The following is a 12208-nucleotide window of genomic DNA, read 5'->3' as shown; positions in this document are numbered from 1 at the left end:
AGGGATCGGCACGCTTATATCAGTTCGAGCGCCGTGGCCCGAGCAACTGCTTCGCTCGTCGTGGCAACGGTCAGCTTCCGGCGCGCCGAGGCGAGATAGAGTTGGACTGCGCTGACCGAAATGGACAAGCGGGCGCAGATCTGCTTGGCCAGCAAGCCATTGGCGGTCATCTCCAGGCATTGCAGTTCGCGGCGTGACAATCGCGGCAAATCCGCAACTTTTCTCATGCCCGACAAGACCATGGCTCGATCGTGGAGATGGTGGGCGAGAAACTGCAGGTCGCGCATGCTGTCCATGCGGAATTGCCGCCAATAGGCGTCGGGGTGGTTGGAGGTCACCGTAAACAGCGATCGCTCCCCCTGCGGTCCGCGCACGGGCAGGGTAACGCCTTGCCGGCCGACACCGAAGGCCATGGCCTCCTTGAAGAAGCCATAGGCTCGGCCTGAATCCCATCCTGATGCGGACCATTCCACGGGCAGGAAGCCACGCCGGCCGAGACGCACGACGGGGTCGATGCTGAAGTAGTCCCGGTCACGATATTGTTTCACCCACTCGGGCGGATAGGTCAGCATCAGCAGGGGATTGCTGTCCGTGGCGCCCGCGAAGCGGGTCACATGGAGAACCATATGCGATATCGCATAGATGTGGCGGACTTCGTCCAGCGTCGTTTCCAGATCCTGCAATGTCGGCGATGCGGAGATCCGGTCCAGACAGTAGAAAAAACGAGAACTGCTCAGCATGAGATGGACTCATGGTTGCGTATTTTTTGAACTGCTCGCGATGGTAACATTTCACGATTACCGAGAACAGTATATTTTTGGCAACCATGGCACGATATGAAGAACAAGTTAAAGACCGGTGAGACCTATCCCACTGCTGGGCGTTGGGACACGGCGCCTATCGCATGCCGCCATCGACAAGGAATCTGGCAGGATAGGGAGAGGCTTGCTCCAGAAGTCGGGACAGGTTGGCCCTAAGTGTCCGACAATTGTCCGCCGTCACATCCCATAGACCAACATACAGCTTGCCGATCTCGGGCCGGGATCGGGCAAGCGGCGTCGGCCTCCAGCCGATCCTCCGGTACACCGCGACCATCGCGACGTCATAGACGCCGACAATGTTTTCGATGCCGGTGTCGAGCGCAAGATCGCAAAGCCCTGAGAGCAGCTCCGTGGCGACTGCGCGCGATTGCTTCATATCGCCGGCATGCGGATGAAGGCAAAAGCGGGTACATTCCCAGGTCGTCGGGCTATCAACGTCGATAGGCTGATCGAAGAAATGCCGGAACTCGCTTTTGAGCATCGTCGCGCCGGTGGTCGGCAGCAGGCGCAGCGAACCCGTCAGCGTGCCGGAAGGTTGTTGCGTGACGAGATAGACGGGATCCTCAGCCTCGTCGTATCGGTCCCTCTCCCATTGATCCCGGACATCGACCTGCCATCCCAGACGATCTCGAAAAACGGCGGCGCGAGCCCGAAACATTTCATCGAAAGCCCGTCGATCGGTCTCGAGCATGTCTTTGGTGAGTATCCGCAACATATCCGTCCCTCCTGATGTGCTGACGGTTCAACAGGAGGCCTACCGGGCGCAATCTGGATATTTCACCAGGTTGACCGGTGCTTGGCTTTGCCGTCCCCTTCCATAAGAAATAGCTGATATTCGTCGACCGAAAGCTCTTGGTAATTGCCAATTTTATCGCAACAACGGGAGGATTCTTGATGACCCACGACATGGCACGCGGCAAACGTATTCGGGAGGCGATATCCCGCGGCAAGTTCCGGAAAGTTCACGCCCTGGCGGCCGAACTGGACGTGTCCGTCGCCGCCGTCTCACGCTGGCAGAATGGCGGTCATACCTCGCTGGAAAGCGCCTGCGCGCTCGCCGACCTGCTGGATGTCTCCCTCGACTGGCTGCTGCTCGGGCGCGGCACAATGGACTGGCATAGGAACAGCGCGATCTCCGCCACCGAATTGCAAATGGTTCTAGCGTTGCGCAACCGGTCTGCGGCCACACGCTCCAATCTCGTCGGACTGGTCGAATCCATCCCGCCGGAACACCCGTAACGCCAAGCGCAATTCTCCAAGATTTTTTGACCTGAGGTCAACACCTTTAGGTTGATAAAAGGCGGATCGTCGACGATCTTTCTAGTTAAAGGTTCAGCAGCGGCGACCGAGGGTAGGGCGGCAGGCAGCCAGCCACCCTGCCCTCCGCAAAGACTTTGTGTTCACTCTGAACGCCCATTCGACCGCAATATTTCTCCCGTCCGGGTCTGGAATATTTCTCGATCTGGTCCCCGGCAAGTCTCAACCGATTTTGGAGTCAGTCAATGACAGTTGCGCTTTGGAGTCAGTCAATGACGGGTGCGAACGCGGCCCATATCGGCGCCAATGCGCCGACAGTCAAACCGCGGCCTGCCTTCGCGCAGACCGATCTGGTCGCATTGTCGCGCTATTTTTCTCTTCTGATGATGCGCAACATCACCAGCGATGGCTATGTCATCGAGGATCCGGCATCGCCCGGCGTCTTCTCCGCCCCCGGCTGCGTCATCGCCGCACCTTCCTATCCAGCAAACACGCCGGGTGTCGACCAGGACTATGTTTTCAACTGGGTCCGCGACGGGGCCATTACGGCCATCGAGATCGCGCTTGCCGGCTTGCTGCCCGTTCCGGGCGGGGTTTTGCCGAGCCTCGTCGACTATGTGAACTTCGCCGCGCTCTGCCAGGCGAATGCGAAGAATTCCGATACCGTCACACTTGGCCACGCCTGCTTCACCATCACCGGCGAGGTTCGTCCGTGGTCGGAGCAGAATGATGGGCCGGCCATTCAGTCGATTGCGATCATGACCTTGTTCGATCAGCTGGATGGCGCCACCCAGACGATCGCCAAACAACTGGTCGAGGCCAACCTCTCTTATCTTCTCGAAGTTTACCAGAACAAGACCACAAATCTCTGGGAGGAATACGAGGGCTATTCGTTTTTCGCAAGAGCCGTACAGCTGCGCTTTTTCCGGGAAATTTCGACAAACACGATCGGCATTGCGGTGCCTGCAGGGGTGGCCGATGCCATCTCCTGGCTGGAAAGCCAGCTGGCAACCCACTGGAACGGGCAGCTCTATGTGAGCATTCTAGATGCCGCGGAGCAAGCCGGTTACGACGCGAACATCGATATCGTCTCTTCGGTCTGCTATGGCGGGATCGAGCCGACCGATACCAAGCTTCTGGCAACGGCGGCCATCCTGCGGCGCCAGTGGGCCGATCCTTCGTCTTCGAACTATTACCCGGTCAATGGCGCCGACGCGGCCAAAGGGCTCGGACCACTCTTCGGGCGCTATCCAGGCGATCATTACGATGGCGATGTGGCGGCTCCTGTTGCCGGCGGGCATCCCTGGGCTCTGTGCACCGCCAACTTCGCCGAGTTTCAATATCGGCTTGCCAATACCATCGAGGCCAGCGGCGCCCTCCCCCTCGATCAATTCTCCGAACCCTTCTTCGCAGAACTGGGACTTGGCGCATCCAGCAGCCCCGCCGACGCGTCGGCCGCTTTGCGGGCTTCGTCTGACGCCATGCTGCGCGCCATCGTCTATCACAGCGATCACTATGAACTGAGCGAACAGTTCGATGGAACCGTTGGCTACGAGAAAAGCGTCCGGAATCTGACCTGGAGCTATGCCTCCTTCCTCTCGGCAGTCAGGGCCCGCGCCGCCGCCCCGGCCGCCAAGTCCAAGCCCCGAAACTCTCGCGGCCCGAAATCATGACGATTGAAGGCCGTAGGCCTGATCTCGATTGAGTCCAGAACGGCATGATCCGCAAAGCCCTGATCGGCTTTCCGGGATTAATGGAGGACCAAAGTGCTTTTTCCCCTCGAATCGGCCATAAGAGCTGACGCCAAGACCGTCGCAGAGTCTGGCGACTACGACATCGTGATCGTCGGCAGCGGCATTTCGGGCGCAATCATTGCCAAGCAGGCTGCGGAAGCGGGCAAACGTGTCCTTATCCTTGAAGCCGGAACGGGTTCCAATGTCACTCTGGCAGGCTATGACAATCTGCTGACGACTTTCTATTCGGCAGCCTCCAAGGACAACCAGTCGCCCTTTCCGCTGAATGCGAACGCGGCCATACCCCGCAGCCCGCAGCTTCGCAAGCTGCAGGCGGGAGAAACCGATAGTTCGAACTATATCGTTCAATCCGGCCCTTATGTCAGCGATACGGTATATACCCGTATTTTCGGCGGAACGACCATGCACTGGGAGGCGAAAACGCCGCGCCTGCTTCGCTCGGATTTCAAGACGCGCACGCTTTTCGGCCACGGGCTGGACTGGCCGCTGAGCTTTGAGGAAGTCGAGGAGGATTACCGCCTTGCCGAGCGGGAAATCGGCGTATCGGCGAATGTCGAAGATCAGCAATATCTCGGGCAGACCTTCCCGGATGACTATGTCTTTCCCATGCGAGGACTGCCGCTTTCCTATCTGGATCAGCAGGTCAGCAAGGGCATCGAAGGCACCAGTGTCGAACTTTACGACAAGACCTATTCCCTGAAGGTCAGGCCCTATCCGCAGGGTCGCAACGGCATACCGAACCCGGCCTATGACGGTGGGAAGGGCTACCGTCCAATCGGCGCCGTTGATACGCATCAGGTCGAAGAGGGCGGCCGGTGCCAGGGCAATACCAACTGCGTACCGCTCTGTCCCGTGCAAGCGCGCTACCACTCCGGCAAAACGCTTGCCAAGGCGTTCGCGGCAAACGGCAAAGGCGGCGAGCGGCTTGTCGAACTGCTGCCGCAGGCGGTCGCTTCGAAGGTCAACATCGATCCGGATAGCGGGAAGGTCCGCTCTCTCGAGGTCAAGATTTACAAGGACCCGGCCTCACCGGCTCACGAGACCATCACCGTCAAGGGCAAGGTGTTCGTGCTTGCGGCAGGCGCCATCGAAACCGCGCGTCTTATGCTGGCCTCCGGCCTGCGCAGCACCAGCGGTCTTGTCGGACGCAATCTGATGGACCACGCCTACCTGCTCAATTGGGCGCTGATGCCTGAGATCTGCGGCACGATGCGCGGAACCAGTTCGACGGGCGGTATTGTCGACCTGCGGGACGGCCCTTTCCGGGAAAAGCAGGCCGCCTTCGCCATCGATATCCATAACGACGGCTGGGGCTGGGCCACGGGTGCGCCGACCTCCGACCTTCTGGAACTGGTGGATGATCGCAACCTCTACGGAGCGGATCTTCGGCGCGGCATGGTCGACCAGGTTTCGCGGCAGTTGCTGCTGGCGTTCATGATCGAGGTCATGCCCGTCGAAAGCAACCGCATCACGGTCGATCCGCAATATACCGATGCTCTGGGCAACATGCGGCCCATCCTGTCCTTCACGGTTCCGGAATATACCATGAAGGGTGCCGCCTATGGCCGCCAATTTGCGCGCACCGTCTTTACCCGCGTGGGCGCGCAGGACCATACCCGTTACGACCCCAGCGATTACGGCTATGTGGCCTATGAGGGACAAGGCTATGCGATCCGCGGCGGCAATCATCTGGCCGGCACCCATATCATGGGAACGACGAAGACCAATTCCGTCGTGGACAAGAACCAGCGCAGCTGGGACCACGAAAATCTCTATCTCGTGGGCGGCGGCAGCATGCCGACGATCGGCACGGCCAATGTCACCTTGACGCTGGCCGCCATGTGCTTCCGAAGCGGTCGCGAGATTCTGAAGTCTCTGCATTGAACGAAGACCGGCATCCAGCGCGGGACGAACTTGTGGGTTCGATGCAAGTGACAGCCGGCCGGTGCACCCAACTTATCTTTCACGGAGCATGAGCATGGATTCCTATAGTATCAAGACGCTCGATGAGCTGAAAGAGTTTCTCTACCGGGCGATGCAGCTCGAACATGCGACGATTCCGCCGTATCTGACGGCGCTTTACTCGATCAAGCCCGGCGTCAACCAGGACGCAACCCAGGTTCTGCGCGTAATCGTCGTGGAAGAAATGCTGCATCTGACGATCGCGGCCAATATTCTCAATGCCATCGGCGGCAAGCCGGATCTTGTCAGGCCGGACTTCGTAGCCAGCTATCCCGCCGCCCTGCCGGACGGTGAGACCGATTTCAAGGTCGGCATCCAGGCATTCGGCCATGAGGCGCTGGCGACTTTCCTGAAAATCGAGCGGCCGGCCCAGCGTCCTGAACATCTCGTCGGCAAGGGCCTGATGCACCGCAAAACTCCCGCTGGTATCACCGCGCTCGCCAGCCATCCAAGACATGAGGACCTCCATTTCTACAGTATCGGCGAGTTCTACTCGGCCATCGCGGAAGGCATCAAATACCTGGAAGCCGAAGCGCATGGGGCGGGCACAACCATCTTTACCGGCGACAGGTCGCGCCAGATCACCTCGGAATATTATTACTCCGGAGGCGGCGAGCTGTTTGCGGTGACCGATCTGAAAAGTGCCCAGGAAGCGCTCGAGCTCATCATCGAACAGGGCGAAGGCGACGGCGGCGGCATCTACGACGATGACGACCACGAACTGGCCCATTACTATCGTTTCGAGGAGCTGGTCAAAGGCCGCTACTACCAGAAGGGCGACCAGCCCGGCCAGCCCACGGGTCCACACCTGCAGGTCGATTGGGAGGGCGCCTATCCTGTAAAACAGAACCTGAAACTAAAAGATATACTCGAAGGTTCGGAACTGCATGAGGCGGCGATCGCCTTCAACATGCGCTATGGCGAATTTCTCCAGCTTTTGACGCGTGCCTATAACGGCCAGCCAAACCTGCTGCTGGAAGCCGTTCCGATGATGTTCGAATTCCGCAACATGATCCTCGAACTCATCCGCAATCCGCTGCCGGGGCATCCCGGCAAGAATGGCAGCCCCACCTATGAGATCCCCGGCGGTATCAAACAGCCAGCCGTCACCCGGCAGGCGGAGGTGAACGCATGAGCAGCCGTTTCGAGCCATTTCTTGGTCTATCGGTCGAATTGACGGCCTTCTCCTACTTCGATCTTCTGGGAACCGGCCTGGCAGAACGCTATCTCGCCACGCTCGACACGGTGGTCGGCAGCGAGATCACCGACGCACTGCTGGCCGCTTTCACCGCCCTGCCACCATCGGAAAGCGAGGCCCGTATCCACGCCGTGCGCACGACCATTCTCGGCAATGAATTGCTGGGAGACGTGGCCCGCGCGCTGATCAAGCTCTGGTATTCCGGCACCTGGTTCGAGCTGTCCTCCGCTTGGACGGAGCGCTTTGGCCCCAGGCCTGCGAATACCACCTTCGTCGTGTCTCCCGATGCCTATATCGAGGGTCTGCTCTGGAAGGCAATCGGAGCCCACCCTCCGGGCGCCAAGGGGCAGGGTTTCGGCTCCTGGGCCTTTCCACCGAAAATTCCGGCTCCGGCCCCCGTTCCAAAACCTGACCTGACGCCACTTCCGCTTGTCTTCAATGAACTGGATCATCGCCATGACGAATTATCTGCATCGACTGACGCCCGCTAAGGTCTGGCTCGGCGTCATCCCCACGCTCTGGTGGAATGACGATTTCATCAACATCGACATCGGCATCCCCTACGAGCAGGCTCTGAGTGAAATGGCGCTCGCCGGCTATGTCGGATGCGGCGTCGGCCATAAATATCCGACGGATCCGAAAATCTTGCGCCCCGTCCTCGAACTCAGGGGGTTGCGGATTTCCGAGCCTTGGGTGAGCACCTACTTCACCATCAAGGCGATGAATCGTCACACGCTTGAAAGCATCGATGCTCAGCTCGACTTCCTCGAAGCCATGGAGGGCGGCAGCGACGATCCGCGCAGGGCCGATCTCGTCGTCTCCGAGTTTGGCGGAGCGGTCAATCCGCTTCCGGTCGCCCTGTTTCCCAATTGCCCCGAATTCTCCGAGGACCAATGGAAACAGCTGATCGAAGGCCTGCATGCAGCCGGCGAGAAAGCCAGGGCCCGCAACCGCCGGCTCTGCTATCACCCGCATCTCGGAACAGGGGTGATGAAGACGGAAGCGATCCACCGGCTCATGGACGAGACGGATCCTCGCCTGGTCAACATGCTTCTCGATACCGCGCACCAGGCGGCTGCCGGCGTCGATCCGCTAGCGCTGGCCAGAAAATACGCCCACCGCATCAAGCATGTTCACCTGAAAGACATTCGCGCCGAGGTTGTTAAGAACATTCACAACAGAGAATTGTCCTTCCAGCAAGGGATCGAGGCGGGGATATTCACCGTCCCGGGCGACGGCTCCATAGAGACCTTTCCTGAGATCCTCGATGCGTTGGCCGAGGCGGATTTCGCCGGGTGGATCTGCATCGAGGCGGAGCAGGACCCCGCCAAGGCCAATCCGCTGCAATACGCGAAAATGGGCCGCGAATATCTGCGCAAGCTGCTTGGATGGTAGCCCGGCGCCGACCGTTTGTTTCAGCCGGATGGCGATGTGAAGGAGGCGGGGACGGATCTCGCCTCATCACAATGCCGGGCGAGACATCATCCTGAACCACGCATTCCTGGATAGCCACAGCTGGAGCGATGAAGATGGAAGAGGCACGCAGGCGAGATATATATTTCAGCTTCTTTATGTTTACAGCGGATTTGAGGCCGAATGACGCGGGCTATACCGAGGTTCTCGTCAGACATCTGAAAGCTCTTACCGAGATCGGCTACACCGGCTTCGATGTGCATATCGCCCCGGGACCGGCCCATGCCGATCATCACGCCGAGGTCGAAAGCTATTTCGGCCTCAGACGAGCGTTCGATCGGGCGGGCTTCCGGGATGTGAAGTTCACAACCAATGTGGGGACCACGCGAAGCTTCGATCCGACCTCGCCTTACGAGGAACAGCGCAGGCAGGCTTTGTCCTATCTTAAATCCCGCGTCGACATCACCTCGGTGCTGGGCGGGGAGAATACGATCATGTCGGGGCCATTCCTGTACCCCTATGGTGTCTTTCCGCTGACGGATGACGGTGAAGGGATCTGGAGCGACGCGCTTCAGGATTGGATGAAGCCACGATATGCGGCGGCCGCCTCCATCTTCCGGGAATTGGCGCAATATTCCGCCGAGAAGCGGGTGAAGCTCGCCATCGAACCCGTCAAGAATTGGGAAACGCCCGGGCCGACAATGGTCTCGGAAGCGCTGGATTTTCTCGAAAGCGCTGACATTCCGGTCTGTGGCGTCACGATCGATACAGCCCAGGTCGTGATGGAAAGCCAGGGGCCGGCAACCTTCCGGAAAAATGTCGCCCGGGCAGTACAGCAGAGCCGGCTGAATTACGTTCATATCTCAGCGCCGGACCGGGGCGCTGTCAGCGACTGCTGGATTCCCTGGGAGATCATGCTGGACGAAATTGAGCCGGTCTATTCCGGCCCTTATCTCGTCGAAGTCTTCAACGCGATTCCCCCCTTCGAGAGCTCGATGCGAATGACACGCAGACGCTTCTGGCGGCCCGGTGAGGACGCGCCGCAGACGGGCGTCGACAGCGCCTACGACGTTGCGCGCGCCGCCCTGAGGACATTGGAGGAAAAGATCGCGTCCCACGGCCGTCGATCTCAGCCGTGATAGCGCTCCGGCGCACATGTCGGAAACAGTCCGGGAATGCTGGCCAGAATGCTGGGGAACCACGTCTCCGCCATGCCCGGGTGACGTCAAACCTCAGAAAACGACATTTCAATCAGGGAGATACCTATGGTGGCGCAATTGCCGGATCCCATTAAAATCGTCAGGCGAGCAGGCGATGTCCGTATTCATACTTTCATTTCAGCGTTCACGGATGACAATATCGCCAATGCAACGCACATCATCGAGAGCAGGAACAAGCTTGTTCTTGTCGATGGGCAATTCCTCGTCCCCTATGCGCTGCAATTCAGGGCCTATGCCGACAGTATCGGCAAGGAGATCGACCGGATCTACCTGTCGCACAGGCACCCCGACCATTGGTTCGGCCTGGGAGCCGCATTCAGCGACATTCCGATTCATGCATTGTCGGAAACGAAGGAGTTCCTGAGGCAGCATGGCCAGGATTCCCTGAATGACCATTGGAAACTGGGCAACCTCGCTCCGAAGAGCTTGGTAATTCCCGAAAAAACCGTCCGCGCCGGCCACGAGATCATCGACGGAGTCAAATATGTATTTGATGAGGTCGTTGATACGGAGATCGATTTTCTCCTCACCATCGGTCTTCCGGATGTGGGCGTTTTTATTGCGCAAGACCTGATCTACAGCGGAACGCACCTTTATCTGACGAAGTACATGGAGCATTGGATCGGGATTTTGCAGGGCATGCTGCTGTCCGACTATGAGCTGTTCCTTCCCGGTCACGGCTTTCCGGCGGACAAGAACGAGGTTGCCAAAAATATAGAGTATTTGTCCGTCGCCGTGGAGGCCGCCGGCAACGGACTCACCAATGATGCTTTCAAGCGCTTCCTGCTGGAAAGATTTCCCGAACGAAAATGCCCAGGAATATTCGACATATACATACCGCGCTTATTCGATAACGCGAGCGAATTCTAGTATGCGTCAATTCTCGTCAACAGGGGAGCCGCTGGAACATGGGCGATACATACACGGTTGGACAATATCTGGTCGACAGACTTCGCGAACTGGGCCTGGGACACCTGTTTTCCGTGGCGGGCGATTATTCGATCGAATGGGTAAACAGCTATGTCGAGAAAAGCGATATTCAGGTCATCGAAGAGGTGAATGAACTGAATGCCGGTTATGCGGCCGACGGCTATGCGAGACTGAAAGGAATTGGCGCGCTGTGCGTCACCTATTCCGCAGGCTCGCTTTGTGCGACAAATGCGATCGCCGGATCCTACGTCGAGAAAGTGCCGGTCGTCCTGATCAACGGTGCGCCAAGCATCCAGAAAACGCTGAGATTCGAACAAACCGGCTATAGTTCGCATCACTTCATCAGCGGACGGGAAACGGATCGTCAGGTGTTCGAATACATCACGGCCGCGACTGTTCGCATCGACAGTCCTCATCTTGCGCCAATGCTCATAGATTATGCGCTGACACAGTGCATCACGGAAAGACGTCCGGTTTATATCGAGTTGCTGGAGGATATGGTCGACCTGGAATGCGCGCGCCCGTCGACTTCATTGAAAGCGGCGCCTGACATATCCGACGAGGACAGTCTCAATCAGTCGATCGCGCAAATCAGCGATAAATTGCAGAATGCCACCAAACCGCTGATCTGGATCGGCGTCGAAATCGACCGGTTCGGTCTTCACGACCAGGCGGAGCGGCTCATTCGGGACCTCAAAATTCCCTACGTGACCGAGCTTCTGAGCAAGGCCATCCTGTCGGAAGACGATGTCCAATTTGCCGGCGTGTTCGATGGGAAATCGTCGTCACCCTATGTCCAGTCTCTGGTCAAAGACTCCGACTTCGTTTTGGCGCTGGGCGTCTGGTTGACTGATATCAACGATTTGGGCTGGCCCATCGACCTCGACAAAACCGCATTCGCCTCCTGGGATACGGTGAAATATGGCACGATCTTCAACTCACAGGTTTCGCTGGCGGATCTCGTCAACGGCTTGATCGACAAAAGGCTGACATGCAAAGCCCAAAGCCTTCCGGCGAAAACGGCCCGACAAGCGCCGATTGTGGATCCGGCGGGCGAAATAACCTATCAGGGCTTCTACGATTTCATTCAGCAGCAGATCGACGGAAATACCATCGTTGGTGCCGACGCCAGCTTGAATTATTTCGGGAGCCTGCTTCTTGAAGTGGGGGTTCGCCGCGGTTTCATCGTCCAATCATCCTATTCGGCGATCGGTTATATCGGCCCGGCCGCGACTGGGGTTTCGCTGGCGAAACAAGCTAAACAGAGGCTGCTGGTCTTTGCCGGAGATGGCGGGTTTCAGATGACCGCTCAATGCCTCTCGACACAAACCCGCTTCAATCTCAACCCGATCATCTTCGTGATGGACAACGGCATCTACGGCGTGGAGCAATGGCTTGCCGATGCATCGGTTTTCCATGGCAACACGCCGTTCTACAATTCCTGCATCCTGCACCGATGGAATTACAGCAAGTTGGCAGAGGTCTTTGGCTGCCGGGGCTGGAAAGTGGACACCTATGGCGAACTGCAGGACGCCATAAACGCCGCAAAAGAAAACCTGAACAGTCCGTCCATCATCCAGGTCGTCGTGCCTCAGCGGTCAATTCCCAATAATGCGAACTGGAAAGCAAGCTAGAGCGGCTCCGCTTTTAAGC

At 58.2% G+C, this 12208-nt stretch carries 11 protein-coding genes; 9 read left to right on the top strand and 2 right to left on the bottom strand.

The window, feature by feature from the left end; genetic code table 11:
* Nucleotides 1-14: 14 nt before the first annotated feature.
* Together EFD56_RS01000 and EFD56_RS00995 are read right to left on the bottom strand one after the other, a co-directional pair.
* Nucleotides 15-740 carry a helix-turn-helix transcriptional regulator gene (locus EFD56_RS01000; protein ID WP_004672081.1) on the bottom strand — a complete coding sequence of 242 codons (726 nt, stop codon included), beginning with the start codon at nucleotides 738-740 and terminating at the stop codon, nucleotides 15-17.
* A gap of 157 nt (nucleotides 741-897) precedes the next feature.
* Nucleotides 898-1536 carry an acyl-homoserine-lactone synthase gene (locus EFD56_RS00995; RefSeq protein WP_037146396.1) on the bottom strand — a complete coding sequence of 213 codons (639 nt, stop codon included), beginning with the start codon at nucleotides 1534-1536 and terminating at the stop codon, nucleotides 898-900.
* A gap of 179 nt (nucleotides 1537-1715) precedes the next feature.
* Here EFD56_RS00995 and EFD56_RS00990 point away from each other — a divergent pair, with 179 nt between their 5' ends.
* From EFD56_RS00990 to EFD56_RS00950, 9 genes are all read left to right on the top strand, one after another.
* Complete coding sequence (locus EFD56_RS00990; RefSeq protein ID WP_012490137.1) at nucleotides 1716-2060, top strand: helix-turn-helix domain-containing protein; 345 nt, start codon at nucleotides 1716-1718, stop codon at nucleotides 2058-2060.
* Nucleotides 2061-2323: 263 nt separating this feature from the next.
* Nucleotides 2324-3751: a glycoside hydrolase family 15 protein gene (locus EFD56_RS00985; RefSeq protein ID WP_012490138.1), complete on the top strand. Its 1428-nt coding sequence runs from the start codon at nucleotides 2324-2326 to the stop codon at nucleotides 3749-3751.
* Between the two features lie 93 nt (nucleotides 3752-3844).
* Nucleotides 3845-5716, top strand: coding sequence for a GMC oxidoreductase (locus EFD56_RS00980; RefSeq protein ID WP_037146398.1), 1872 nt, complete (start codon nucleotides 3845-3847; stop codon nucleotides 5714-5716).
* 94 nt (nucleotides 5717-5810) lie between these two features.
* Nucleotides 5811-6929 carry a ferritin-like domain-containing protein gene (locus EFD56_RS00975; protein WP_037114274.1) on the top strand — a complete coding sequence of 373 codons (1119 nt, stop codon included), beginning with the start codon at nucleotides 5811-5813 and terminating at the stop codon, nucleotides 6927-6929.
* Nucleotides 6926-7483: a hypothetical protein gene (locus EFD56_RS00970; protein ID WP_037146400.1), complete on the top strand. Its 558-nt coding sequence runs from the start codon at nucleotides 6926-6928 to the stop codon at nucleotides 7481-7483. The genes EFD56_RS00975 and EFD56_RS00970 overlap by 4 nt, the downstream gene beginning before the upstream one ends.
* The gene (iolE, locus tag EFD56_RS00965; protein WP_126904437.1) at nucleotides 7449-8387 is read left to right on the top strand and encodes a myo-inosose-2 dehydratase; all 939 of its coding nucleotides are present in this window, start codon (nucleotides 7449-7451) and stop codon (nucleotides 8385-8387) included. Before EFD56_RS00970 ends, iolE begins: the two co-directional genes overlap by 35 nt.
* 128 nt (nucleotides 8388-8515) lie before the next feature.
* Nucleotides 8516-9544: a sugar phosphate isomerase/epimerase family protein gene (locus EFD56_RS00960; RefSeq protein WP_184347199.1), complete on the top strand. Its 1029-nt coding sequence runs from the start codon at nucleotides 8516-8518 to the stop codon at nucleotides 9542-9544.
* 126 nt (nucleotides 9545-9670) lie between these two features.
* A complete protein-coding gene (locus tag EFD56_RS00955) occupies nucleotides 9671-10495 on the top strand; it encodes an MBL fold metallo-hydrolase (RefSeq protein WP_012490144.1) in 825 nt (274 codons plus the stop codon).
* A 38-nt stretch (nucleotides 10496-10533) separates the two neighbouring features.
* The gene (locus EFD56_RS00950) at nucleotides 10534-12189 is read left to right on the top strand and encodes an alpha-keto acid decarboxylase family protein (protein ID WP_012490145.1); all 1656 of its coding nucleotides are present in this window, start codon (nucleotides 10534-10536) and stop codon (nucleotides 12187-12189) included.
* Nucleotides 12190-12208: the final 19 nt, after the last annotated feature.

The organism is Rhizobium phaseoli, from assembly GCF_003985125.1.
GTDB classification, from domain to species: domain Bacteria; phylum Pseudomonadota; class Alphaproteobacteria; order Rhizobiales; family Rhizobiaceae; genus Rhizobium; species Rhizobium phaseoli.
The sequence above is the reverse complement of the archived record's forward strand: the minus strand, read 5'-3'. Positions and strand labels throughout refer to the sequence as shown.